This window comes from Paracoccus sp. (in: a-proteobacteria) (assembly GCF_030538655.1).
In the GTDB taxonomy this organism is placed as follows: Bacteria; Pseudomonadota; Alphaproteobacteria; order Rhodobacterales; family Rhodobacteraceae; genus Paracoccus.
Window position 1 is genome coordinate 17664 of sequence record NZ_JAUNTO010000005.1, and the last position, 22879, is coordinate 40542.

30 protein-coding genes are annotated in these 22879 nt (G+C 63.9%); 29 read left to right on the top strand and 1 reads right to left on the bottom strand.

The genetic code is table 11. The features are described from left to right. Positions 1-64 precede the first annotated feature (64 nt). The 29 genes from Q4G22_RS04750 to Q4G22_RS04890 all read left to right on the top strand — a co-directional run bounded on the left by Q4G22_RS04750 (position 65) and on the right by Q4G22_RS04890 (position 21974). Positions 65-1087, top strand: a complete 1023-nt coding sequence (locus tag Q4G22_RS04750) for a phage protease (protein ID WP_303384753.1) — start codon at positions 65-67, stop codon at positions 1085-1087. Positions 1088-1103: 16 nt separating this feature from the next. Continuing rightward, positions 1104-1505 carry a hypothetical protein gene (locus Q4G22_RS04755; RefSeq protein WP_303384754.1) on the top strand — a complete coding sequence of 134 codons (402 nt, stop codon included), beginning with the start codon at positions 1104-1106 and terminating at the stop codon, positions 1503-1505. Positions 1506-1527: 22 nt separating this feature from the next. Continuing rightward, positions 1528-2448, top strand: coding sequence for a Mu-like prophage major head subunit gpT family protein (locus tag Q4G22_RS04760; RefSeq protein WP_303384755.1), 921 nt, complete (start codon positions 1528-1530; stop codon positions 2446-2448). A gap of 13 nt (positions 2449-2461) precedes the next feature. Next, complete coding sequence (locus Q4G22_RS04765) at positions 2462-2809, top strand: hypothetical protein (RefSeq protein WP_303384756.1); 348 nt, start codon at positions 2462-2464, stop codon at positions 2807-2809. 158 nt (positions 2810-2967) lie between these two features. Beyond that, a complete protein-coding gene (locus Q4G22_RS04770) occupies positions 2968-3198 on the top strand; it encodes a hypothetical protein (RefSeq protein WP_303384757.1) in 231 nt (76 codons plus the stop codon). A 3-nt stretch (positions 3199-3201) separates the two neighbouring features. Beyond that, positions 3202-3633 (top strand): gp436 family protein, encoded by a 432-nt coding sequence (locus Q4G22_RS04775; RefSeq protein ID WP_303384758.1) that lies wholly within the window; start codon positions 3202-3204, stop codon positions 3631-3633. After that, on the top strand, positions 3633-4136 hold the full coding sequence (locus Q4G22_RS04780) for a phage virion morphogenesis protein (protein WP_303384759.1): 504 nt from the start codon (positions 3633-3635) through the stop codon (positions 4134-4136). Before Q4G22_RS04775 ends, Q4G22_RS04780 begins: the two co-directional genes overlap by 1 nt. Then, on the top strand, positions 4133-4678 hold the full coding sequence (locus Q4G22_RS04785) for a hypothetical protein (RefSeq protein WP_303384760.1): 546 nt from the start codon (positions 4133-4135) through the stop codon (positions 4676-4678). The genes Q4G22_RS04780 and Q4G22_RS04785 overlap by 4 nt, the downstream gene beginning before the upstream one ends. Further along, positions 4678-5229 carry a hypothetical protein gene (locus Q4G22_RS04790; protein ID WP_303384761.1) on the top strand — a complete coding sequence of 184 codons (552 nt, stop codon included), beginning with the start codon at positions 4678-4680 and terminating at the stop codon, positions 5227-5229. The genes Q4G22_RS04785 and Q4G22_RS04790 overlap by 1 nt, the downstream gene beginning before the upstream one ends. Positions 5230-5239: 10 nt before the next feature. Beyond that, positions 5240-5455, top strand: coding sequence for a hypothetical protein (locus Q4G22_RS04795; protein WP_303384762.1), 216 nt, complete (start codon positions 5240-5242; stop codon positions 5453-5455). 5 nt (positions 5456-5460) lie between these two features. Continuing rightward, positions 5461-5787, top strand: a complete 327-nt coding sequence (locus tag Q4G22_RS04800) for a GPW/gp25 family protein (RefSeq protein ID WP_303384763.1) — start codon at positions 5461-5463, stop codon at positions 5785-5787. Beyond that, positions 5784-6674 carry a baseplate J/gp47 family protein gene (locus Q4G22_RS04805; protein ID WP_303384764.1) on the top strand — a complete coding sequence of 297 codons (891 nt, stop codon included), beginning with the start codon at positions 5784-5786 and terminating at the stop codon, positions 6672-6674. Before Q4G22_RS04800 ends, Q4G22_RS04805 begins: the two co-directional genes overlap by 4 nt. Continuing rightward, complete coding sequence (locus Q4G22_RS04810; protein WP_303384765.1) at positions 6671-7225, top strand: phage tail protein I; 555 nt, start codon at positions 6671-6673, stop codon at positions 7223-7225. The genes Q4G22_RS04805 and Q4G22_RS04810 overlap by 4 nt, the downstream gene beginning before the upstream one ends. Then, the gene (locus Q4G22_RS04815) at positions 7225-7959 is read left to right on the top strand and encodes a phage tail protein (protein ID WP_303384766.1); all 735 of its coding nucleotides are present in this window, start codon (positions 7225-7227) and stop codon (positions 7957-7959) included. Before Q4G22_RS04810 ends, Q4G22_RS04815 begins: the two co-directional genes overlap by 1 nt. Then, positions 7959-8141: a hypothetical protein gene (locus Q4G22_RS04820; RefSeq protein WP_303384767.1), complete on the top strand. Its 183-nt coding sequence runs from the start codon at positions 7959-7961 to the stop codon at positions 8139-8141. The genes Q4G22_RS04815 and Q4G22_RS04820 overlap by 1 nt, the downstream gene beginning before the upstream one ends. Then, positions 8131-11640, top strand: coding sequence for a hypothetical protein (locus Q4G22_RS04825; protein WP_303384768.1), 3510 nt, complete (start codon positions 8131-8133; stop codon positions 11638-11640). The genes Q4G22_RS04820 and Q4G22_RS04825 overlap by 11 nt, the downstream gene beginning before the upstream one ends. Before the next feature lie 216 nt (positions 11641-11856). Further along, positions 11857-13050: a phage tail sheath subtilisin-like domain-containing protein gene (locus Q4G22_RS04830; protein WP_303384769.1), complete on the top strand. Its 1194-nt coding sequence runs from the start codon at positions 11857-11859 to the stop codon at positions 13048-13050. An 11-nt stretch (positions 13051-13061) separates the two neighbouring features. Further along, entirely contained in the window at positions 13062-13565 is a 504-nt protein-coding gene (locus tag Q4G22_RS04835; RefSeq protein ID WP_303384770.1) for a phage major tail tube protein, read from the top strand. Between the two features lie 2 nt (positions 13566-13567). Next, positions 13568-13900 carry a phage tail assembly protein gene (locus Q4G22_RS04840; RefSeq protein ID WP_303384771.1) on the top strand — a complete coding sequence of 111 codons (333 nt, stop codon included), beginning with the start codon at positions 13568-13570 and terminating at the stop codon, positions 13898-13900. 14 nt (positions 13901-13914) lie between these two features. Beyond that, on the top strand, positions 13915-14043 hold the full coding sequence (locus Q4G22_RS04845; protein ID WP_303384772.1) for a hypothetical protein: 129 nt from the start codon (positions 13915-13917) through the stop codon (positions 14041-14043). Continuing rightward, the gene (locus tag Q4G22_RS04850) at positions 14036-16558 is read left to right on the top strand and encodes a phage tail tape measure protein (RefSeq protein ID WP_303384773.1); all 2523 of its coding nucleotides are present in this window, start codon (positions 14036-14038) and stop codon (positions 16556-16558) included. The genes Q4G22_RS04845 and Q4G22_RS04850 overlap by 8 nt, the downstream gene beginning before the upstream one ends. 7 nt (positions 16559-16565) lie before the next feature. Further along, entirely contained in the window at positions 16566-16979 is a 414-nt protein-coding gene (locus Q4G22_RS04855; RefSeq protein WP_303384774.1) for a phage tail protein, read from the top strand. A gap of 14 nt (positions 16980-16993) precedes the next feature. Continuing rightward, positions 16994-17203 carry a tail protein X gene (locus tag Q4G22_RS04860; RefSeq protein WP_303384775.1) on the top strand — a complete coding sequence of 70 codons (210 nt, stop codon included), beginning with the start codon at positions 16994-16996 and terminating at the stop codon, positions 17201-17203. Then, positions 17196-18209 carry a phage late control D family protein gene (locus Q4G22_RS04865; RefSeq protein ID WP_303384776.1) on the top strand — a complete coding sequence of 338 codons (1014 nt, stop codon included), beginning with the start codon at positions 17196-17198 and terminating at the stop codon, positions 18207-18209. Before Q4G22_RS04860 ends, Q4G22_RS04865 begins: the two co-directional genes overlap by 8 nt. A gap of 221 nt (positions 18210-18430) precedes the next feature. Beyond that, positions 18431-19159, top strand: a complete 729-nt coding sequence (locus Q4G22_RS04870; protein ID WP_303384777.1) for a hypothetical protein — start codon at positions 18431-18433, stop codon at positions 19157-19159. Between the two features lie 155 nt (positions 19160-19314). Beyond that, positions 19315-19941 carry an acyl-homoserine-lactone synthase gene (locus Q4G22_RS04875; protein ID WP_303384778.1) on the top strand — a complete coding sequence of 209 codons (627 nt, stop codon included), beginning with the start codon at positions 19315-19317 and terminating at the stop codon, positions 19939-19941. Positions 19942-19962: 21 nt separating this feature from the next. Then, positions 19963-20397 carry a hypothetical protein gene (locus Q4G22_RS04880; RefSeq protein ID WP_303384779.1) on the top strand — a complete coding sequence of 145 codons (435 nt, stop codon included), beginning with the start codon at positions 19963-19965 and terminating at the stop codon, positions 20395-20397. A gap of 332 nt (positions 20398-20729) precedes the next feature. Further along, on the top strand, positions 20730-21416 hold the full coding sequence (locus tag Q4G22_RS04885) for an autoinducer binding domain-containing protein (protein WP_303384780.1): 687 nt from the start codon (positions 20730-20732) through the stop codon (positions 21414-21416). A gap of 120 nt (positions 21417-21536) precedes the next feature. Next, positions 21537-21974, top strand: a complete 438-nt coding sequence (locus Q4G22_RS04890; RefSeq protein ID WP_303384781.1) for a hypothetical protein — start codon at positions 21537-21539, stop codon at positions 21972-21974. Positions 21975-22336: 362 nt separating this feature from the next. Here the strand turns inward: Q4G22_RS04890 and Q4G22_RS04895 are convergent, their stop codons facing one another. Then, on the bottom strand, positions 22337-22792 hold the full coding sequence (locus tag Q4G22_RS04895) for a PepSY domain-containing protein (RefSeq protein WP_303384782.1): 456 nt from the start codon (positions 22790-22792) through the stop codon (positions 22337-22339). Positions 22793-22879 lie beyond the last annotated feature (87 nt).

Genomic DNA, 22879 nt, shown 5'->3' on the forward strand with positions numbered 1-22879 from the left:
AAATTGCGAACCGGGTAGTAACGCCACTGGCGTTCATCGCGCCAGCACGGGTTAGACCCGGCGCATGAGCACCAAACCTGAAACCTCCTCCTTCAACTCCAATCACGCCGCCACAGAGGCGGCAGTTCTGGCGTTTCAGATCGCTGCCCCTGACCCCACCCACGCGGCGGTGGGCAGCGTCAGCGCGCCGGAATGGGTGCAGGTGTTCCCGGCCGGCCCGGTCGTCACCGCAAATGACGGCCGGGTCTTTCGCCTGACCGATCCGGCCGCGTTGGTTGCCCGCATCATGGCCGGGCCGCTGCCGATCCTTGTTGATTACGACCACCGCAGCCATTTCGATCCGACCAATGGCGGTGACAGCGTGGCGGCGGGCTGGTCCGATCTGGTCGAGGTGCGAGCGGACGGCATCTGGGCGCGGGTCGAATGGACCGCCGCTGCCGCTGCCCGCATCGTCGCGCGCGAATGGCGTTTCATCAGCCCCGAGTTTCGCGTTGACCAGCTGACAGGCGAGATCGTGGCCCTGTCCGCAATCTCTCTGGTCAATCGCCCTGCCTTTTCTATGGCCGCGCTGGCGCGGTCGCAAACCACCAATGGAGACTCTGACATGAAGGCTATCGCCAAGGCCCTCGGCCTTTCCGATGATGCGGACGAGGCTGCGATCCTTACCGCGATCGAAACTGGCCGCATCGAACTGGCAGCGGCGCAGGCAGCCCCTGCACCCGACCGCTATATGCCGCGCGCGGATTATGACACCGCACTGGCTCGCGCCACCTCGGCCGAGGCTGAGGTGGCGTCGATCCGCAAGGCGGCGCGTGACGCCGAGATCGAAACCGTGCTGACTGCCGCCGTGTCCGAGGGCAAGATCGCCCCGGCGTCAAAGCCGCATTATGTCGCGCTGGCCGCGACCGATGCCGGGTTTGAGCAGGTCAAGCAGTTGTGCGCCGCGCTGCCCAAGGTCATCGCGGACCCGAACGTAACCCTGCCCGCCGCGCCTTCAGGCACGCTGTCCGACACCGAGCGCCACATCGCCGCCAGCCTTGGCCTGTCCGAGGCGGATTTCATCAAAACGCGCGGCGCTGCCGCCTGACCGAAGGACTGACCAAATGGCCGTGACCAACGACCGCAATACACTGGAACGTCAAGGCAGCCGCTTTGCTTATGAGGTTGCCGCAAATGCAGTAATCCACGCGGGCACCATCGTCTGCTTGCAGGCGGGCGCGGCTGTCCCCGGCGCGGCCACCGCCGGGCTGGTGACGGTCGGCATCGCCCAAGATGCCGCAGACAACAGCGGCGGTGCGAAAGGCGCCCGATCCGTCCAGGTGCGCACCGGCACCTTCCTGCTGGCCAACGCCGCAACCGATGCCGTCACCGCAGCCGAGATCGGCGCCGACTGCTTTGTCTTTGATAACGAGACGGTCGCCAAATCCAACGGCGGCACGAACCGCCCCAAGGCGGGCCGCGTCCGCGCCGTCGAACCCGGCGGCGTCTGGGTGACCATCGCCTGACCCTCAAACAAAGGACTAACCTATGAGCACCCCTATCGCCCGCCGTGGCGCTGTAACCCGCGAAGTTCTGGAGGCCGTGAATACGGGCTTTCAGGCGATCTTTCAGGGCGCGTTTGCCAGCGCCGCACCGACCTACACTCGCTTTACCGAGGTCGTGAACTCGACCGCGCTCGTCGAGACCTATGCGTGGCTGGGCCAGATCCCCGGCATGAAAGAATGGATCGCCGAACGCCACATCAAGCGCCTTGAGGCCGAGGCTTACATGCTGCGCAACCGCAAGTTCGAAGACACGGTTGCCGTCCAGCGCGAGGCGATCGAAGACGACAACGTCGGCACCTATGCCCCGGCCATTCGCGCCATGGCAATGGCTGCCGCCGAGCATCCCGAGGAACTGGCCTATCAGGCGCTGGCGTCTGGCTTTGCCGGTGCCTGCTATGACGGCCAGAACTTCTTTGACGCCGATCACCCGGTGGTCCGTGACGGTAAAGAGGTTTCGGTCTCGAACTATCAGGCGGGCAGCGGCCCGGCGTGGTTCCTGCTGTGCACCACGCGGCCAGTCAAGCCGATCATCTATCAGGACCGGATCAAGCCCGAGCTGATTATCCATGATGACCCGGCGAAATCCGACCGCGTGTTTATGAATGACGAGTTCCTTTATGGCACGCGCTCGCGCGGGGCTGCGGGCTACAGCTATTGGCAACTGGCCTATGGCTCCAAGGATGAGCTGAGTGCCGATGCGTTCAAAGAGTTCCGCGCCAAGATGGCCGGGCTGAAGGGTGACGGTGGGCGGCCGCTGAACATCGTGCCGAACCTGCTGGTCGTTCCGCCTGAATTGGAAGACGCGGCCAACGAGATCGTGGGCGTTCAGCGCACCACCAGCGGCGCGGATAACCCGCAATACAAAAAAGCCGAGGTGCTGATGTCACCGTGGCTGGCCGCGTAAGGGGGGGGCGACGATGGCACGTACCCCTCGCAAACCCGCCGCGCAGCCCGATAGTGCTGCCGATCTGGCCGCTGCCGCCGCGACCCTGTCGATCATGGATGGCAGCGATGTCGCCGATCTTGCCGATGATCTGCGCGAGATCGTCGCAGCGGTTGTCGTGGTCAGCGCCCCAGCAGGCCGCCGCCGCCGCGTCGGGCGCGCCTTTGATACGGTCCCGACCCGCATCCCGGTTGGCGATCTGTCGGCCTTCGAGCTGGCCGCGCTCCAGAACGACCCGGCGCTGAAGATCAGTTTCGAGCCGCTGACTGAGGACGAAGCCGCCGCGCTGGCCACTGTCAACGAGTTCAGTGTGGTCGAGTAATCCGAAAGGACATCAACAACCCAATTTATGCAGCGGGCAAACGTCAATCCCCAGCATGAGGCCAAAGCCGCGCTCTGCGCGGCACGGGCCAAGCAACAGTGCGAAAATATGGGCGTGACAGCCGGGAAAGACCGGCACCCATTTTCAAGAGGTGTGACATGACCGCAACGATTGCTGACACAGATAATTCTCGCGTCGAGAACAGCCCGATCCGCCATCAATATCGTATCCTGACCGATGGCGAAAAATACCAGATCGGTGCGATTAAGGATGCCGGTGAAAACTTCCTGCATGCTTTGCCGGAAGGGGCGTCCTCGCGTGAGTTGTCGATTGCCCGCACCAAAATCGAAGAGGCCGTGATGTGGGCCGTCAAGCATGTGACGGCCTGACCCATGATCTACGCCACCCGCGCCACCATCATCACCGTTTATGGTCAGGACTTCCTGACCGATCTGACGCCGGTTGATGTGACCGATCCCGAGGCCACCGTCGATCAGGCGCTGGCGCAAGCCTCGGCCGAGATCGACGGCTGGCTGTCGGCGCGCTATCAGATCCCGCTGGCCCGCCAGCCTCGGGCGCTGGAACGGCCCTGCATCGACATCGCCGCCTATATTCTGGCCAACAGCCACACCCGCCTGACCGTCACCATCGAGGATCGATACAAGCACGCCATCGCGCTCTTGAAGGACATCGGTGCGGGCCGGGCCGGTTTGGGCGATGCGGAACCCTCGGCCGCAATCGACGCGGGCGGCACCGCGTCCGGGGCTGATTTCGTCGCCAACCCGCGCCGCTTTCGGCGGCCCAATGGGCGGGGTGGCAACTGATGGGCGTCGCGCTGACCTTAGAAATCACCGATCGCGGCTTTGACGCCGTGGTCGCGGCGATGGCGCGGCTGGCCGACCCCGCCGATCAGTTCGAACTGATGGACAGCATCGGCCGACTTGTCCAAGAGCAGACCCGCCACCGGATCAGCGCCGAAAAGACCGGGCCGGACGGCACAGCGTGGGCACCGAACCAGCGTGGGACGTCGATCCTTTATGCCAGCCACCGGCTGGCCGAGAGTATCGACTACATCGCGAACCTTGATGAGATCAAAGTCGGGTCGCCCTTGAACTATGCCCGTATCCACCAGACCGGCGGCAAGATCAGCGCCAAGAGTGCAAAATCGCTGCGATTTTTCGCAGGCGCAAATAATCAGCCGATCTATGTCAAATCCGTTACCATCCCCGCGCGCCCCTATCTGGGGCTGTCCACCGAAAATATCGCCGACATCGAGGACGCTGTGGCCGAGTTCACCAGCGCCGTTTTTGAGGGGGCCGGCGAATGAAAATCAACGCCGTTCTGGAGGCCCTTAAAGCCCGCCTTGAAACCGCTTCGAAGGTCAGCCTTCAGGGTGACCTGCGCCGGTTCAATGTCGAGATTTCGCGCGGCCGGTTCGACGCCTTCGAACTGACCCGCGAAAGCTTCCACGCCCCGGCGATCCGGTTGGCCTTTCTGGGGGCCACGCGATCCAAGGCACAGGCCAATGGCCAGCGCCGCTATCTGGCCAGCATCGCGGCCTATATCATCACCGACACCGTGGCCCGCGCGGTGGCCGGCACGGATCTGATGGAGTGGGTCGCGGCCGAGGTCGAGCTGTGGCGACCGAATGTCGAGGGTGTGATCGGCCTTGCGCAGGATCAGCGGATGGAGGCGCTTTATACTGGCGAGGTCGATAAGCGCGGCGTGGCGCTGCATGCGGTGGCGTTCCAGATCCCGCTGCGCATCGGCGCGGATGAGATGGGCGCGGGGCCACATGACCAGCTGGCGATCCCGGATCACGCGGGCGATCTGACCATCAGCCCGGCGAAGCTGGCGGAGGGCATCTGATGGCCAGCCTTGACCGCATCCTTGCCGAAATCATGCGCCAGCAGTCGGAAATCCATCGTCGCATGACAAACATGATCCGCGTCGGGCGCGTGACCGAGGTGGACGCCGCAAACGGCCTTGTCCGCGTCGATGTCGGGGCCGAGGGCGCGGCACTGGTGACGCCACCAATCCCGTGGCCAGAACGCGCCGGGGCACGGCGCAGCTGGAACCCGCCGACCGTGGGCGAGGTGATGACGGTGTTTTCGCCAGGCGGCGAGGTCGGCGCAACATCGGTCGCGGCTTATGGGGGCTTTACCTCGGACACGCCCGCGCCATCGGGCGATGGCGATGCGGCCGTGTTCGCGATCGGTGGCGTGACGATCACGGTGCAGGGCGATGCCGTGACGATTGAGGCCCCGACTGTAACGGTCAAGGCAGCGGATGTCCGGCTGGGCGGTGAGGGTGGCAAGCCGGTCGCCCGGATCGGAGACAAGGTCCACGTCCGCACCGGATCGTCGCAGGGAATGTGGGAGATTATTGAGGGGTCGTCAGTTGTGACGGCTGTGGATTAAGGGGCTGAACATGAAAATGACGAAAGACTATCGTGTAGCACAGCCGTTCTGGTTTGGGGGGCTGTTGCGAGAGGTCGGCGAGACCATCCGCCTGTCTGCGGCCGAGGCCAAATATCGCGGCGACGAAATCGAGCCAATCGAACTGCATAGCGCGCCGCCGTCGGCGCAAGAAGATCTCGTCCCAACGCGGTCACGCCGCCGCACGGCCGAGGGTCAGTCCGAATGATCGGCATGGACCGCCATACCGGCCGCCGTCTGGACGGCTGGCCCCATATCCGGCAGTCGATCATTGACTTGCTGACCACGCGGATCGGCACGCGGGTAATGCGCCGTGATTACGGGTCAGAGGCCCCCAATCTGGTCGACCGCCCCAGCTCGGCCGAGACGGTACTGGATCGGTTTGTTGCTATTGCCGAGGCGCTGGATCAGTGGGAGCCACGCGTCGAACTGACCGGGTTTGGATTAGTTTCGGCACGGGCTGATGGTCAGACCGTGATTGGCATCAGTCTGCGCGACCGTTCCAGTGGTGAACTGCGCCAGGTCGAGGTCACCGCATGACCTACAGCGCCATTGCCCTTGATCAAATCCCCGCACCCGATGTTGTTGAGGCGCTGGATTTCGAGACGATCCTTGCCGAAATGCGCGCTGATCTGGTGGCCCGTGCGCCGGAGCTGGCGGCGGTGCTGGCGTTGGAGAGCGAACCGCTCAACAAACTGCTGGAGGTCTGCGCCTATCGCGAACTGATCCTGCGCGCGCGGGTCAATGACGCGGCGCGGGCGGTGATGTTGGCCACCGCCACCGGCAGCGATCTAGATCATTTGGCGGCGCTGCTGGGCGTGGCCCGGTTGGAGGTGACGCCCGCCGATCCGACCGCCAGCCCGCCCCAGCCCGCCATTTACGAGGATGACGCGGCGCTGCGCCTGCGGGCGCAACTGTCGCTGGAGGGTCTGTCCACCGCTGGCCCGCGCGGCAGCTATGAGTTTCACGCGCGATCCGCCTCTGCGGAAATCGCTGACGTGGCCGTGGACAGCCCGACGCCGGGCACCGTGCGCGTGACCGTGCTGGCGCGGTCGGGCGACGGCACCGCCGATCAGCCGCTGCTGGATCGGGTCAATGCCGCACTGACGGATGAGCGGGTGCGCCCGCTGTGCGACACGGTGCAGGTGCAGTCGGCGACAATCACGCCCTATCAGATCGACGCGCAACTGACCGTCGCGCCGGGACCTGACGCCGGTGTGGTGCGTGCCCGCGCACTGGATGCGGTCACGGCCTATACCGCCGCCGCCCGGCGTATCGGCCAGCCGGTTACGCTGTCGGGCCTCTACGCGGCCCTGCACCGCGAGGGTGTGGCACGGGTGGCCCTGACCAGCCCGGCTGTAGAGGTCGCCCCCGGCCAGACCGGCGTGGCGCATTGCACCCAGATCACGGTCACGGTGGCGCAATGACCAGCCTGTTACCCCCGAACAGCACGGCCACCGAACGCGCCGCCGAGGCCGTGACAGATCGCCCCGTGCCGGTGCCAGTGGCCGATCTGTGGTCCGCAGACCGCTGCCCGGCGGCGCATCTGCCGTGGCTGGCATGGGCGTTGTCGGTGGACGATTGGGACCCGGATTGGCCCGAGGATACCCAGCGTGCGGTGATCGCGGCCAGCGTCGAGGTGCACCGTTGCAAGGGCACGGTTTGGGCGATGCGCCGGGCGCTGGCGGTCGCGGGTCTGGGCGATGCCACGATACAAGAGGGCTGGTCAGCCAACCGCTATGACGGGGTGGTGCCGCGCAATGGCAGTCGCACCCGCAAGACGTCGGATCACTGGGCCGAGTATCGCGTCACTCTGACCCGGCCCATGGCGATCCGGCAGGCCAGCCGCGCCCGCGCAATCCTGACTGCGGCGGCCCCGACGCGCTGTCACCTCACGCAAATGAGCTATGCGCAAGCGGCACATCTTTACAACGGCACCGTCCCGCGCGGCGGTCAATATACGCGAGGAATTGTTTGATGGCGGTTTTACCCGAGGACAACAGCTATCCGGCGGGCATCTATCAGCTGGAACAGGATGATCCTGTGCTGGGCGGCGCACCCAATGAGGCAACCAAGGCGGGGATTGATAATATCCCGCACCAGCAACTGGCACGGCGCACCAACTGGCTGAAGGCGCGGGTTGACGGGCTGTTGGAATCGGTCGTTGCCGCCAGCGCCACGGTGGCCGGTCTGGTGCGCCTGTCCAGCGCCACCAACAGCACGTCACAGACACTGGCCGCGACCCCGGCAGCCGTCAAACTGGCGATGGATAACGCCAACAATCGGGTGCCCCAGAGCCGCACCATCAGCACAGGCGCAGGCATGACCGGCGGCGGGGCGCTGACTAATAATCTGGCGCTGGCGGTGTCGTTTTCCGCGCAGCCCGCTGCGGGCGACGCCACAGCCGCCAGCCTGCGCCTGATCTGTCACAATATCGGCAAGGGCGAGCCGGAGCGCCTGACCACGGCGGCGCTGCTGTCGATCCTCGACGTGCCAGCGATCATTGCGGCCACACAGGCGGGCGCGGTCGGGTCGTGGGCGCTGGCCAAAAACCTGACCGGATCGACGGTCAACACCGGGTCGCTGGCCGCTGGCACGTCGCTGCGCGCCGCCAGCGTCGGCGGGGTGTTGGGCGTCTATTTGACCGGCACGTGGCGGGCTATGTCCGTCACGCCCGCTGATGACGTTGGCATGTTTTTGAGGGTGTTGTGATGATGGAGATCCGTAATGCGCGGCTGATCCGCACGGGTGTAATCGAGTGCGAGATTAATCACCCCGATCTGGGCTGGCTGCCGTTTGGCGCAGTCAATGGCGATCCGGGCCTGCCCGGTCGGGTCTATGCCGCCGCCATCGGTGTGGCTGTCGATGTGCGAGGCGCGTCCAATGACCCCTGACGAGCTGCGCCAGATGGAGAGACGCCTGCGCCAACTGGCGGCCATATCCGTCACCTCGGCCCGTACGCTGCAAGCCCGCGCTGGTGACCCCGGTCTGGCGGCAGATGTGCGCGCGGTCGCAGCGCGCGCCGATGCTATCGCCGCCGATCTCACCGAAGCGACCGAGCAGCTGGCCACGCGCATCGACGGGCTGCCTGTGCCGAACGCTGTCACGGCACTGGACATCCGCGACGGCCACTATGTGTTGTCGCTGGCCGATGGGTCCACGGTTGTGGGTCCAGAGGTGCCGGCGGTTACCGCGCCACCAGCGCAGCCGGTCCCTGTCACGATCACCGGATTTACGGTGCGCGACGGCCACTATGTGCTGACCCTCACGGATGGTTCCGAGATCGTCGGCCCGCCGGTGCCGACTGCCGCTGCGCCGGTGCCCAATACTCCACCTACGCTGGCCAAAATCCCGGATCAGACGGGAACGGTCGGGGTGGCCCTGACGCTGGACCTGTCTCAATACGCCGCCGATGCAGAGGGCGGCGTGTCGTTCACCGCCTCGGGACTGCCTGCCGGGCTGGTTCTGTCGGGGACGGGGCAGTTGTCAGGTGTCCCGACCACAGCCGGTAGTGTGGCGGCCACGATCACCGTATCCGACGCGGGCGGGTTGACCGCACAACGATCCGTCGCGTGGGCGATTGCGCCGTCCCCCGCATTGTTGTGGGTGGGGCAGTTCGACGCCAACAGCGTGACCGTCACTGCGTCCTCGGTGCAGGGTCACGACACGGTCGTATTCCGGGCGGTTCCTCAATCCGGTGCGGCGGTCGTGTCCGCCCCGACCGCCGTCGATCAGACCTACGGATATGCGCGCGCGACGATCACCGGCCTGTCGGCCGGGCAATCCTATACCGTGCAGGCACAAACCCCGGCAGGTATCCCGCTGGGTCAGCCGGGCGCGGTGGGGACCACACCGACCACGCGGGCGGCGTTCAGGATAGGGTTCGCCTCCTGCCATACGGTCGATCGTTCGCAGGAGATTTACAGCCGGATCGCAGACCGTCAGTTGACCGCATTCTATCACCTCGGCGACCGGGGGTATCCCGATATTGCCGTTAACAACGAGGCGCTGTTTCACGGCAACGACGACGCGCAGATGGCGGCGTCTGGGATCGGTCTGCTGCACCGTGCCCAACCGCTACTATACGTCTGGGACGATCACGATTACGGGGCCAACAACAGCGGTTCCGGGTCGCCGTCCCGCCCGGCTGCCCTGTCGTGGTATCGCGCCCGCGTCCCGATGCGCCCCGTCGCAGGGTCGGGCGCGGTCTATACGCTGCACAGCCCCGTGCCGGGGGTTCAGGTCGCGTTGCTGGATGCGCGCACCGACCGGGGTGGCGGGCGGTTGATCTCTGCGGATCAGGAAGCGTGGTTGCTGGGCGTGATCGCCGGGCTGGCCAGTGACGACGCTCTGGTGATCTGCGCGCAGGTGCCGTGGATCGCAACCGGCGTTGCCGACACTTGGAGCGATGCGACCGCGCAGCGTCAACGGATCGCCGACGCGATTACCGCCAACGCCCCCGGTCGGGTGATCGTGATTGCGGGTGATGCGCATATGCTGGCGTTTGATGACGGGAAAAACTCGGTCGGTGGACTGCCGGTGTTTCACGCCGCGCCGCTGGGTCGCCCGACCAGTGTCAAGGGCGGTCCGTATTCGGGTGGCACCTCAACCGCATCAACCCAGCAATACGGGGTGCTGGAGTTCGAACCCGTCATGGGCGGCTGGACCGTGACCTATCGCGGCCTGTCGGTCGATGCCGCTGGCGTCGAGACCCAGCGGCTGACACACACGGCGACCCTGATTGCCCCCGCGCCGCCTGTTGACGTGCCCCCCGGCGTCACCGCCCCGCCGACGATCAGCCCCAACGGCGGCACCGCTGGGGTGCTGCTGACCCGCACGGCTGGCACGGCCAGCGGCAGCCCGGAGCCGAGCCAGACCATCGAATGGCTGCTGGACGGGCAGGTGATCGCCGACCAGTCTGGCGACACGTTGGACACAACCGGGCGCGTCGGTCAGATCACCACCCGCGACCGCTGGAGCAATTCGGCAGGAACGGTTGTAGGCACTTCGCAGGCCGTCACGATCACTGCGCAGGTTGTGGTTCCGCCCGACGATCCGCCACCGGTCAGCGATTTGTCGGCACAGGCGCGGGCGTATCTGGCGGCGATCTTGCCGCACCAGCCCCAGTTCGTGCTGCTGAAACCGGAGGGCGCGCAGATGCTGGACGCGTCAGGCAATGACCGGCACGGCCAGATCGTCGGGGTGCCCGGAGCACACATTGCCGAAGGGCCGCACGGACTGCCTTTTTTTGCCGGAACAACCACCAGCCACGTCGTGGTGCCGCATGAGGACGTATATAACGGCGGCGATTATACCGTTCTGTTCTGGTATGATGCGAACAATCAGACGATGAACCCAATGGGGCGGTATCAGCGCGGCGACGGGGAGCGGGTTGTCTCCTATACGTCTGACGCCAGCCTGCTGTCGGTGCGGGTAAATAATTCGGCGTCCAGATATTCCGCTGCGGATGCGATGCCTAAATCCGGCTGGTGCCTGCTGGCCGTGGCCTACGCCGCTGCCACCAATACGCTCGCCACGTTTGTGGGGCGGGACGGCGGGGTGACCTCCGTTCTGACCGCCTCCGGTGGGGCAGGATACACCACGACCGACGACATTATCTTCAACGGGCGCAGCATCGCCGGGGTAGTGGACAGGCGGGGCAATTCCGCCCACGCCGGGATGGCGCGGGTCCCCGCCGCGCTCAATAAGGCGCAGATACAGGCGATTTACGAGGCAGTGGCTGTAGCGGCGTCCAGCGATCCTGATCCCGGACCGGAACCAACCGACGGGGCTGAAATCCTGTCGTTTGATTTTGTCAGTCAGGCTCGCCGGGTCGCTAGTTATGATCTGTCTGTCAATACGGCGGGCGGTGATGTGGTGCTGGCACTGACGCAGCGCAGCTCCAATGCCGCGCCCGAGGCTGCAACCCTGACGATTAATGGTGCGGTGGCCACGCTGATCGGATCGCAGCGAACGGCGGACAATCAGCAATATAACTCGGTCTATCTGGCGCGCGGTGTTCAGTCCGGCAGTGCGGCTGTCACCTTTTCGCCGGGCAGCGGATTGCCTAATCGAATAGGTGTTGCGGCGTGGTCTGTGGCGGGCGTTGATGTGGATCAGGCCATGGTCACGTCCTCGCTGGGCTTCAATGCTCCTGTCACCGTAGCTGCTGCTGCTGGGGATTTGGTGCTGGCCCTCTACACCCGCAACCAACCCGGCGATATGGCATGGTCCGGCGTCGATCGGCGTATCCCGTGGACTGATTTCGGTGATGGCTATGGCGCATCCGCCGCCGATGCCATCGCCAGCGCGGGCGGCATCGACAGCGTCGCCGTCACCGACAGCGCCGGAAACCTGCCAGTCCTGTCAGTCGTCAGATTGCCGGGGGTGTGAATGTTAATCACCGGTCCGATGGGAGGTCAGGGCGGTAGCAAGAACTGCTGATTTCCAATTTCGCACTGAAGGCTTGATTCAGCCGGTGTGTCGCGTATAGCCTGCGACAGCTTCATAAGACTATTCAGGCGGCGGTAGCGATGCTACCGCCGCCATTATTTTGGCCCCGCGCTATCCCCGAAAAGACAGTTTTCAGACGCCTTTAAGGGGGCTTTCATGGGATATTTGCACGGGATTGAAACGCTGGAGGTGCTGAACGGCGCGCGACCGGTATCGGTGGTCCGCTCCTCGGTGATCGGGCTGATCGGCACCGCGCCAGATGCTGATACGGACGCCTATCCGATCAATACGCCGGTGCTGCATATCGGCGGTGCCGAGGCGCTGGGGAAGCTGGGCGATAAAGGCACGTTGCTGGATGCACTGCGCGGTATTTTTGCGCAGGGTGTCGGTGTTACGGCTGTAATTGTCCGGGTTGAGGCGGGCGAAGATGATGGTGACGCCATGGGCAACATCGCAGGTGATGCCGCCGCAATGACCGGCGTCCACGGGTTCCTGAAGGCGCAGGCGATGTTTGGGGTTACGCCCCGCATCCTGATCGCCCCCGGCTTTACCTCGCAACGCCCCTCCGGTGCCGCAAACCCGGTCGTGACCGCTCTGCTGGGCATCGCGCAACGTCGTCGCGGCATTGTCATTGCTGACGGCCCCTCGACCACCAAAGAAGCCGCGCTGACCTACGCACAGGATTGGGGCAGCGACCGCGTCTATATTGTGGACCCGGCCGTGACCGTGTTTGAGGGCGGTCAAACCGTCCAGCGCCCGGCCAGCGCCTATGTCGCGGGCCTCATCGCGCGGGTCGATCGGGACTTTGGCTATCACCATTCGCCGTCCAACCACGAGATTTTCGGCATCACCGGCACCGCCCGGCCTGTCGGATTTTTCATGGGCGATCAGGACACCGAGGCGAATGCGCTGAACGAAAAGCGCATCGCCACGATCATCCGCGAAAACGGGTTTCGGCTTTGGGGGAACGAAACCCCCTCGACCGAGCCGCTGAACAAGTTCCTGTCGGTCCGCCGCACCCATGACGTGATCGCGGACAGCATTCAGCAGGCGCATCTTTGGGCGCTGGACAAGCCGTTCAGCCTGCAATTGCTGCTGGATGTGGCCGAGACGGTGAACGGCTTCCTGCGCATCCTGAAATCGCGCGGCGTGACGCTGGGCGGCAAGGTCTGGATCGACCCGGCCAAGAACACGAAAGAGGCGTGGGTCGATGGTCACCTGACCGTCGATTATGACGCCGAAGCCCCGGCCCCGATGCAGCGCATCACGTTCAAGTTCAACCGCAACACCGGCTATTACGACGAACTGGCGACCAGCGCCGCCGCCGAAATCGCGCAGCTGACCGCCTGAAAGGACATCCCATGACGCATATTCTGCGCAATTTCACCGCTTTCGTTGACGGCTATGACCTGCGGATGGAGGTCGAGGAGCTGACCCCGCCTCTGATCCGCGACCTGACGGACGAGGTTAAATCCGGGGCGCTGGATGCGCCCTATGATGTGCCGCTCGGCCTGCAAAAGCTGGAAGCCAGCCTGAAAATCAACAGCCGCCAGAAAGAGTTGATGAAAAAGGCTGGACTTGGGCCGGGATCGAATATCCGCGCCACTTTCCGGGGCGTCGCGATTAGTGAGGTGGATGGTAGCCAGCAAAACGAAGTGCTGGTGATGCAGGGCCGCATCAGTGCTGATGCCGCCGCATGGGCCGCACAGACCGTCAACAAGGCAGATTTCAAGATCGGCAGCATCACCTATTACAAGCACTTGGTGGACGGCGCGCCGCTATACGAGATCGACCTGTTCAACTTCGTCCGCATCATCGGCGGGGTCGATCAGTTGGCCGGTGTCCGTAACGGGCTGGGGCTGTAACCATGGCCAAGCACATCAAAGCCGCCGCCCGCACTGCCACGCTGGAACTGGATTGGCCGCTGGAACTGGATGACGGGTCCGTTCTGGATCAAATCACACTGCGCCGCCTGACCGGCGCTGAAGTGGCCGACCTTCAAGAGCAAATGGTGCCCTGTGGTATCAGCGAGGCTGCGCTGCTGGCCGCGTTTTGCGATCAGTCTGCGGATATCATAGCCTCCCTGGATGCCGACGATTTCATTGAGTTGAAAGAACGTGTGGTCGATTTTTTGCCCAAACGCCTGCGGGCGATGGTGGAGGCCGAAATGGCGCGGCTGACAGCCGCTGCAACATCGTAAACTGGCGCACACTGGTGGCCGATCTGGCCTATGCATTCAAGTGGTCCAAGGCCGATTTGCTGGCCGAGCATTGGGACGAGCTGATCCGCTGGCACGCCGAGGTCAGGCGGATATATCGCAGCCAAGGGGGCGCGCATGACTGAAATGAGCGTTGCGCTGGTTATGCGGCTGATCGACCAGTTATCAGCCCCCTTGAAGAAGGTGACTGATGCGCTGACCGGCGTCAAAACCGGGGCCGATGATGTCGGCGATGCCATGGATGGTGCCGGGTCCAGTGCCGGGGCTGCTGGTCGATCTGTGGGGCAGGCGTTCGGGCCACAGCTGCCCCGCCAGATCGACGCGGTAAAGGGCGCGGCTGACCGTGCAGGCACTTCGCTGGATGATGTGGCCGCAGATGCCAAAGAGGCGGGCGCGGCGTTAGATCAGGCGTTCGGGCCGCAACTGCCCCGCAAGATTGACCAAATCACCACCTCGGCCGACCGGGCGCAGGGTGCATTTGGTCGGTTGCGCCGTGCCGCCGGGGATTTTGGTGAAGGTCTGGGCGCGCAACTCCGCACGGGGTTTTCAACAGAAAAGATAGACGAGGCGCTGAAAGAAAACGAAAAGGCCGTCGCCGCTGCGCGAGGCCGGATGATGGGCGCATTTGGGATGGCCGCCTCACTCGCTGCGCCTTTGTGGTTGGCGGGTAATTATCAAGCTGATCTGATTGATTATGGCAACCTCGCGGGCCTGTCCCTCGATCAGCGCAACGATCTCTCCCGCCAGTTGGATGGTATGGCACGGGCCGACACCACTGGCATGGGATCGGGCGAGTTGCTGGCTGGTCTGGGCACCTATGTTGGTAAGGGTATGACCCAAGAGAGCGCGCTGGGCGCACTGGTGGCCACGGCTCGCGCGGCCAAGGCTACCCGCTCGGAGTTCACTGACATGGCCAACGCCGGTTTTGCGGTTATGGACAACTTCAAGGTGGCCCCGGCCGATCTGGACCGCGCGTTCAACATTATGGCTGCCTCGGGTAAAGAAGGGTCATTCGAGTTGAAGGACATGGCCCGCAAATTCGCGGAACTGACCGCCTCGGCACAGGCATTGGGGCTGGAAGGGACCAATGGTGTGGCCTCGCTGTCGGCCGCGCTTCAGATTGCCATGAAAGCAGCTGGCGGCGCCGATCAGGCTGCGAACAACACCGCGAACTTTTTCGGCAAGCTAACCGCCCCGGATACGGTCAAAAAATTCGAAAAATTCGGCGTTGATCTGGAAAAAGAGCTGCGCGGTGCGACCGAGCGGGGCGCTGACCCGCTAGAACACATGCTGGGCGTGATCGAGCAGATTACAGGCGGCGATCAGTTCAAGATGGGCGAGTTGTTCGCGGATAAACAAGTGCTGGATTTTCTGCGCGCGGTGATCCCTAATCTCGAAGAATACCGCCGTATCAAAGAGGCATCGGCAAGCGCTGAAGGCGTGATTGACAGCGATTATCAGGCCGTGATGGATGGGTTCAACGAAAGCGTCAGCCAGCTTGGTAAATCGCTGCGGGGGTTGTTTTCGGCCTCGGGTGCATTGCTGCCCGCGCTGACAGAGCTTGTCCAGGGCGCGACCAGTATGGTCGATGTGGTTCGGGACTGGACGGCTGCCAATCCCGAACTGACCGCATGGCTGGTTAAGGGGGCGGCAATGATGCTGGGCATGGGGATTGCCACGCGCGTGCTGGGCTTTGCTTTTGCTGTGGGGCGCGGCCATCTGATCCGGTTCCTGTCGCTGTTTCTCAAGTTCAATGATGCCGGAAAAAACATCTCGATTGTCGCCCGGCTGTTGCGAGGTCTGGGCGCTGGCATCCGGGCGTTGCCAGCCCTGCGTTGGGCCAGTCTGATCGCGCCGCTGCGCTGGGCTGCGTTCCTGCCGCAGCTGGCATGGTCCAGCGTGATCGGGGTGTTGCGCTGGGGCGCATTCATCCCACGACGCTTGTTCCTGCGCGATTTCGGGCCGGGCGTGACCCAGATCGGCCCGGCCATGCTGCAAGCTGCGGCACAGACAGAGGTAGCATCCCGGCGGATGCAGGTCGCAATGCGCGGGATCATGATGCGGGCGGGTCTGGCTGCGGCCTCAATGGCGTGGCTGGCGCGCAGCATGCCGTCGGATCCGGCAGATATGCCCGCATTCCAGCGGGCTAATAACGAGCAAATCAACAACACGTTTCGCAGCATCCCCGGCCTTAGCCAACTGATGGCCGGGTATGATTGGGCGTTCGAAAAGGTCCATGGCTATCGGCCCGAAAGCTATCCCGGCGCGGGCAATGGCACCGCCCCGCCAGCCCCACGGCCGACAGGGGGACTGAATGACCGCGCGGTCAGTGCTGCCGCGCATAGCGGGACAACCCCATGGATGCGCGGGGCACCGCCCAGCGCGCTGATCCCAATCCAGTTCCAGCCGCCAGCCGGTGCAGGCGGGTTGGGTGCGGCGCAGCCAACCCGCCCAGAACCCGTCAAGGTCGAAGAGACGATCAACCATGACTATTCCGTGCAGCATGATGTGACGGTCACCGTGCCGGTCCAGATCACGCAAGAGGTCAAGGCCGATGCTGTCGCACTGGCCCGTGACATCGGCCAGCGCACCGAGCGCGCCGTGCGCAAGGCGCTGTCTGATCAGTTCGTTCCGCAATAGGTGTCCCATGTTGATGGCCCTCGGCCCCTTCCGTTTTACCGTCTCGCTGGCCCTGCTGGACCGGCTGACCGACAGCGAGCAGGCCCGTATCGAGCAGATGCCCCGCGCAGGGGCGATGCCGACCCCGCAATTCCTCGGCCCCGGCGAGCGTGCGATCGAAATCGACGCGCTGGTCTATAAAGAGGTGCTTTCACCGGGCGGTCCGTTGCAGATCGAACTGATGCGGTTGGCGATGCGGCGCGGGCGACGCCTGCCACTGATTTCCCGGTCGGGGCATTTCTACGGCTTCTTCCTCATCGAAGAGCTGGAGGTCGTCAAAACCCACGTCCTACCCAACGGCACCTTTCAGAAAATGGAAATCCGCCTGCGCCTGACCCGCGCGCCCTTGGGCGTCAGCGTGGCCGGGATCGCGCTGTTTTGAAGGAGAAAGCGCCTTTGACCATCTACACCACCACCGGCCCCGAGATGATCGACGACATCGCGTGGCGGCACTATGGCTACCGGCGCGGCACGGCTGAGGCGGTGTTGACTGCCAATCCCGGCCTGTCCACCCATGGTCCGCTGCTACCGCCCGGCCTGTCGATCACCTTACCCGACCTGCCAGCGATCACAGCGACACAGATCCCGGTCAAGCTCTATGATTAACCTCGCCCCCCTGACGCCGCAGATCACCATCACGGCCGACGGCCAGCCCTTTGCCATGGACCGGGTGCTGTCGGTCGAGATCACCGACGAGGCCGGGTTTGAAAGCGATGAACTGGTTATCACACTGGACGATGCCGCCCCCCAGATTGCCCGCCCGCGCGAGGGCGCGAAACTGACCGTTGCCATCGGCTATCGCGAAACCGGGCTGGTTCAGTTCGGCACCTACGTATTCGAGGAACTGGCCCGCGAAGGCTGGCCCCGCATCTGCACCCTGACCGCCAAGGCCGCCGATCACGCCAAAACGCTGAAAGAACCCAAAACCCGCATCTGGGAGAAAACGACACTGGCCGAGATCGTGGAAACCATCGCGGCCGAGCATAACCTGCAGGCCCAGATCGCCCCCGCGCTTGGTGCGCTGGCGGTGCCGTTCCTCGCCCAGACCGAAGAAAGCGACCAAAACCTGCTGACCCGCCTCGGTCGACGCACCGGCGCGGTCATCACGCCCAAGGATCAGCGCCTGCTGGTGACGGCCCGGCACAGCGGCAAGACTGCATCCGGCCAGCCCATGCCCGCACTGCCGGTCACCCCCGACATGCTGATCACAGACCGGGGCTATTCGATTCGCCTGAAACCCCGCGCGCGCCATTCCGAAATCCGCGCCCGCTGGCGCGATCGGCCTGCTGGTCGCACCAAAATCGTGGTGCTGAAAACCGGACTGGAAGGCCCTTCGATGACGCTTCGAGAGGTCTTTCAGTCCGAACCCGAGGCCCAGAAAGCTGCGGATGCCGCCAAGCGAGACATGGTCGCAGGCGAAGGGGAAATGGAACTGACCCTGATCGGTCAGCCCCTTGCGCGCGCTGAAGCCCCAGTGCAGGTGTCAGGCGTCAGTCTGGACGTAGACGGCAACTGGATCGCCACTTCAGTCACCCACGAATGGGCCTTCAAAGGTGGCGGTGCGCGGACAACAATCCGAGCTGAGTTCGGGGCTGACAGCGACGAAGAATGAGGCGGAGAAACAGGCGCTTCGCACGAAAAAAATTTGGGTCAGATTCAAGTGTCCGAAAAGTCAGATTCAAGTGTCCCGCTACAAGCAGGGTGAAAAAAAGGGGCGTGGGGGGGGTGGGGGGATACGCACATATGGCCTGTCCCCCGCAATTGTGCGGGTTAGCCATGACCGGCTTTGCTGCGATGAAGGCGGATCATTCTGAAACGCCTGTGAGACAGGGCATGTGCCGACAAACTGCGCAGAACCGGGCCATGCCTTTTGGCCGCATTCTTGACCGCGACCGCAATAATCTGCTGATGACGGCGCCGGTTGCCGATCCCCGGCTGGCTGGCCCCAGACTGCGCGCGCTTTATCCCCTGCTGCCCCAATTCGCGGGCTGGACATCGCAGCGGCAGGCCGAGTTTCTGACCGCGCGGGCGCTGGTGATGCGCGGGATGCGGATATTCGGTCAGACGCCCCGGCCGGTGTTGCCCGCCCCGGAAGCGCCGCCCGACTGGGGCGAGGGGATCACCGGCTCGATTTCCTATGCCGCAGGGCAGGTGGGCGTCTGGCTGAGCCGAAGTGTGGATCGCGGTCCGGGGCTGAACCTGCTGCCGATCACCGGGGGGCCGGATATGCTGACAGCGGCCGAAATCCGGCTGCTGGATCATCTGCCCGGTCTGGCGCGGATGGCCGGGCGTGAACGGCTGGCCGCTGCCGTTTCCGCCAAGCGGGCGCTGGTCAAGGCACTGGCCGTCTGTGGCCGGGGCCGCTTCAGCCCCGGCTGCGCCGAGGTCGTGTTGTCAGACCTGCCGGGCGTCACCCTGTCGCTGACCCACGATCTGGGGGTGGGGCTGTGGCGCGGAACGCGGTTCCGGGTCGGGCTGCGGGTGCTGCCCGGTCTGGTCATGACGCAGGTTTCGGTGCCGTGCAGGCCGGGGTTGGCGGCGGTTCCATGCCATTGGCACTGATACCCCCGCAATTGCGGGGGTCGGATCAGACCCGTTCAGGCGGGTGAATATCCCGACGTGACCTTTTCTTTAGCCTCGTCTCAGGAAAACCAAAGCGGGCGCCAGTGATGTTCACCTTGATCCCTTCACACGACGTTGCCTCCAACCCGGATCTGATGACGATGATCTTTCGCCTGCGGAAAAAGGTCTTTGCAGACGGCCTGAACTGGGATGTTCCGGTGCATGGCGATCTGGAACATGACGAATACGACCGGGCCGGGGCGTCTTATCTGGTCTGGTGTTCGGATGACCGGCAAACGCTGTATGGCGTGGTTCGGCTGATGACCACCAATGGTCCCACTCTGCTGCATGATGTGTTCTGGGCCACGCATGGCCGGAATGCCGAACTGATCGGAAGCGACATCTGGGAAGGCACCCGCATGTGCGTGGACGAGGCGATGATCGCCCGCGATCACCCCGGCACGGATTGCGGCCGTGCCTTCAGCCTGCTGCTGATCGCCCTGTGCGAGGCCGCGCTGGCCTGTGGTATCGCAAAGCTGGTCTCGAATTTTGAACCCGTGATGAGCCGCATCTATAAACGCGCCGGGGTGCAGATGCGGATGCATGGCAGCGCCGATGGCTATGGCCGCAGGCCAGTCTGCTGCGCCTCGTTCGAGGTGTCGCCCTGCGTGCTGGCCGGGATGCGTGCGCGGGTTGGCGTCAACCTGCCGCTGTTGCGGCCGCTGCCGCATGTCATGGCCCGCTTTGCCGCCGGAACCGCCAGACGGGCGGCCCCTTTTTGACCCAACCAGACGAGTGACCCTGTGGACAGTTTTTCCCTTTACTGCCTTGCGACGGAATCCGATCAGGCCGAAATGCCGCGCGCTCTGGGGCTGATCGAGGCGCGGCTGGCGGCAGATGACAGCCGTGCCGATAACTGGCTTTACAAAGGTGCGTTGTTGGCGCGGATGGGGGCGGGGCTGGAAGATCAGGATCGCCGCCAGCGGTTTCTGACCACCGGCCTGAACCTGATGCGCGGCGCACAGCCATCGCTGTGGCTGGGGGCGGTGGTGCAGTTGCAGATGCTCTATGCCCGCGCGCTGACCGTGGCCATCCTGCCACGCCCGCCGGTCACATTATCCGAGGCCAGCCGGAATATGCAGGCGCTGTTGGGGCATCCCGGTTTCGACCGCTTGCACCCGCTGCGCCGGGCGCAGGCATTGGCGATGAAGGGACGCTTGCCTGGCGGCCTTTTATGACAGGGCCAGAGGCACGTAGATCAATCTTGGGTTGATAGAAAATGTTGATGATGGATGTTGTGAACATCGCGGCTGAACCGGGGTCAATCTGTAAGGAACGGTTCAGTTTTTGCCATTATCTATAACTTATAAAATAAATTAAAGGGTTATCCCGGCTGATCGCCCTCAGGCGTCACTGGGTCATGGCCGGAAGTCACCCAAAATTTTGCAGATACGGCAAATTTTTGCCGATCATCCGCAAATTGTGCGCAATTGTCACAAAAATCCTTAACGGTAAGGGGTGAGTCGGGCCTGATTGATTCTGACCGACGCCATGCAATGGGGAGAGCGGCATGAACCCTCTGACAACGGCGCTCGAGGAAAACTCGACGGCGGATGCCGTTCTCAACCTGCAAGGGCTGCTGAAGGTGGATCACCTGACCTTTCACATCCTGAACAATCCCAGTGCCGGGATCGACAATCCGTTCGTGCGCACCACCTATCCCGAAGCCTGGGTCAGCCACTATCTGCTGAACAGTTGCAGTGCCGTGGACCCGGTGCTGCAACGTGCCCATACCAGCGACGAGCCGTTCTTCTGGTCTGATCTGACGCTGGACCCCGAGGCGGTCCGGCTGATGGCGCAGTTCGGGGAATTTGATCTGGGAACGACGGGTTACAGCCTGATCCACAGCGATGCCTATGGCCGCAAAAGCGTGCTGTCGATCAGCCGTCGTGACAGCACCGGATGGGCGGATTATGTGGATACGCTGCATGATATGCTGGTGCAGATCCATGCAGACCTGCATATGAAGGCCGTGTCGGAAATTATCGCCGATACGCGTGGCCTGCCGCAACTTGCCCCGCGCGAATGCGAATGCCTGCGCTTTACCGCGCAGGGCAAGACCTACAGCGAAATCGCGATCATCCTTGATCTGTCGGAACATACCGTGCGCAGCTATCTGAAACTGGCGCGGGTCAAGCTGAACTGCGTGTCGCTGGCGCAGGCGGTGGCCAAGGCGGTGCGTTACAAGATCATCTGACCTGCTGCCGGTCGTGTCTGTCCGGCAGTCTGGTTGCCGTGCAGGGGGCAGACAGGGCGAGGGGGGCGAGACCTGGGATGACTGGATCGCGCTTTTTATCCTTGCGGCGATGATGTGGTCGTGTTCGACGATGCCCCCGTTGCGGCACTGGACCGGGTTCTGGCCGTTGCCGGGCTGTTTCAGGCGTCTGTGCTGGATGCGGGCCGGGTGATCCGCGCCTTTGCGCTGGCACTGGCGCAGGCTGTGGCGGCGGCAAATTATATCGGTCAGCCTGCCGGAACCGGATCAGCAGGTCATTGCCGGGTCGAAGCGGCTGTGCCAGTTGATGCGCTCATCGCGCTGGTGCGGGATCTGCGACAGAGCACGCAATTCCCTGACCGGATCATCCACATGACCAGCTGCGCCCCTGTCTGTTGCCCTTGGCTGAAATCGTCGGCGCTGTGGCGAACCGGGCGGTGGCGATGCTGGCCGATGCGGGGATGCAGCCGGTCATATCGGTCGGGCAGGGGGCGCGGAACCATGCCTGCCCGGCACTGGGGCTGTCCGGCCCGCCGATGATAAAACGTCGATTTGCCACGGCCCGAGGAGTCAGGCACCACCAGTCGTCTTCGGGGATGGCCGCGTCACGTCGCACAGCGCATGAACGGTGGCGTCGCCCTGACCACAGGTCTTGCCTGGCCCGAGGGGGCGAAACGCCGGGTGGCGGGTGGTGCTGTCTGGGGCTGCATATGGGCCATGGCTTGCAGGTCCGCATTGGATGCCATCATCGGCACCCGGCGGCTATTTCATCAGCAACCCCGACAGGGCAAAAGCCATGCCAGCCGATTTGGGGTGTTGTCACGGGTCTGGTGGCAACACAAAGCCTGGCGGATGTCCGTGACCGGCCATCCGCCCCGACAGGCCGCCACCCTGCCACCGGATCAATCGTCATCGTCGTTATCATTCGACGAACCGCCCCGGTTGCCGCCGCTGCCGCCCCGCCCGCGTGATCCGCGCGCGTCATCATCATCGTCATCGCGCGATACGGAACCACGGCGACCACGATTGCCGTCATCGTCATCATCGTTGCGCGACCAGGCGCGGCTGCCCGACGAACGGCCGATCCCCGCCGCGTTGTGGCTGCCCGAACGTCCGACGCTGGATTCGGTGCGCGATTTGCGTTCGACCAGACGGCCGGTGCGGGCGTCATAGGACAGGTCGATCTTTTGCGCGCCGCGTTTCGCCTCGACCTTGATGCGGCCGTCATCGCGTTCAATCTCGATATTGCTGAACCCCTGCGACCGCAGCTGCGAGCGGATCTGCGATTCCGCCGACTGCGCCAGCGCGCCGCCCGCCATCAGCGACATGACGGTGGCGATTCCCAAGAAAAGTTTCATGATCGTCTCCTTTTCAGCGTTTCCCGGCTGGGTAAGGGGGGAACGGGCCGGGTATCTGAAACTTCCATCACGGAATCGTGAGGTTGG

Coding starts and splice junctions, on each gene's coding strand:
- Q4G22_RS04795 (WP_303384762.1), top strand. CDS start 5,240: ATGAAAATGACGAAAGACTATCGTGTAGCACAGCCGTTCTGGTTTGGG.
- Q4G22_RS04835 (WP_303384770.1), top strand. CDS start 13,062: ATGACGCATATTCTGCGCAATTTCACCGCTTTCGTTGACGGCTATGAC.
- Q4G22_RS04785 (WP_303384760.1), top strand. CDS start 4,133: ATGAAAATCAACGCCGTTCTGGAGGCCCTTAAAGCCCGCCTTGAAACC.
- Q4G22_RS04885 (WP_303384780.1), top strand. CDS start 20,730: ATGAACCCTCTGACAACGGCGCTCGAGGAAAACTCGACGGCGGATGCC.
- Q4G22_RS04765 (WP_303384756.1), top strand. CDS start 2,462: ATGGCACGTACCCCTCGCAAACCCGCCGCGCAGCCCGATAGTGCTGCC.
- Q4G22_RS04805 (WP_303384764.1), top strand. CDS start 5,784: ATGACCTACAGCGCCATTGCCCTTGATCAAATCCCCGCACCCGATGTT.
- Q4G22_RS04755 (WP_303384754.1), top strand. CDS start 1,104: ATGGCCGTGACCAACGACCGCAATACACTGGAACGTCAAGGCAGCCGC.
- Q4G22_RS04840 (WP_303384771.1), top strand. CDS start 13,568: ATGGCCAAGCACATCAAAGCCGCCGCCCGCACTGCCACGCTGGAACTG.
- Q4G22_RS04825 (WP_303384768.1), top strand. CDS start 8,131: ATGACCCCTGACGAGCTGCGCCAGATGGAGAGACGCCTGCGCCAACTG.
- Q4G22_RS04760 (WP_303384755.1), top strand. CDS start 1,528: ATGAGCACCCCTATCGCCCGCCGTGGCGCTGTAACCCGCGAAGTTCTG.
- Q4G22_RS04770 (WP_303384757.1), top strand. CDS start 2,968: ATGACCGCAACGATTGCTGACACAGATAATTCTCGCGTCGAGAACAGC.
- Q4G22_RS04850 (WP_303384773.1), top strand. CDS start 14,036: ATGACTGAAATGAGCGTTGCGCTGGTTATGCGGCTGATCGACCAGTTA.
- Q4G22_RS04875 (WP_303384778.1), top strand. CDS start 19,315: ATGACGATGATCTTTCGCCTGCGGAAAAAGGTCTTTGCAGACGGCCTG.
- Q4G22_RS04750 (WP_303384753.1), top strand. CDS start 65: ATGAGCACCAAACCTGAAACCTCCTCCTTCAACTCCAATCACGCCGCC.
- Q4G22_RS04780 (WP_303384759.1), top strand. CDS start 3,633: ATGGGCGTCGCGCTGACCTTAGAAATCACCGATCGCGGCTTTGACGCC.
- Q4G22_RS04855 (WP_303384774.1), top strand. CDS start 16,566: ATGTTGATGGCCCTCGGCCCCTTCCGTTTTACCGTCTCGCTGGCCCTG.
- Q4G22_RS04790 (WP_303384761.1), top strand. CDS start 4,678: ATGGCCAGCCTTGACCGCATCCTTGCCGAAATCATGCGCCAGCAGTCG.
- Q4G22_RS04870 (WP_303384777.1), top strand. CDS start 18,431: ATGTGCCGACAAACTGCGCAGAACCGGGCCATGCCTTTTGGCCGCATT.
- Q4G22_RS04820 (WP_303384767.1), top strand. CDS start 7,959: ATGATGGAGATCCGTAATGCGCGGCTGATCCGCACGGGTGTAATCGAG.
- Q4G22_RS04800 (WP_303384763.1), top strand. CDS start 5,461: ATGGACCGCCATACCGGCCGCCGTCTGGACGGCTGGCCCCATATCCGG.
- Q4G22_RS04895 (WP_303384782.1), bottom strand. CDS start 22,792: ATGAAACTTTTCTTGGGAATCGCCACCGTCATGTCGCTGATGGCGGGC.
- Q4G22_RS04810 (WP_303384765.1), top strand. CDS start 6,671: ATGACCAGCCTGTTACCCCCGAACAGCACGGCCACCGAACGCGCCGCC.
- Q4G22_RS04775 (WP_303384758.1), top strand. CDS start 3,202: ATGATCTACGCCACCCGCGCCACCATCATCACCGTTTATGGTCAGGAC.
- Q4G22_RS04865 (WP_303384776.1), top strand. CDS start 17,196: ATGATTAACCTCGCCCCCCTGACGCCGCAGATCACCATCACGGCCGAC.
- Q4G22_RS04830 (WP_303384769.1), top strand. CDS start 11,857: ATGGGATATTTGCACGGGATTGAAACGCTGGAGGTGCTGAACGGCGCG.
- Q4G22_RS04815 (WP_303384766.1), top strand. CDS start 7,225: ATGGCGGTTTTACCCGAGGACAACAGCTATCCGGCGGGCATCTATCAG.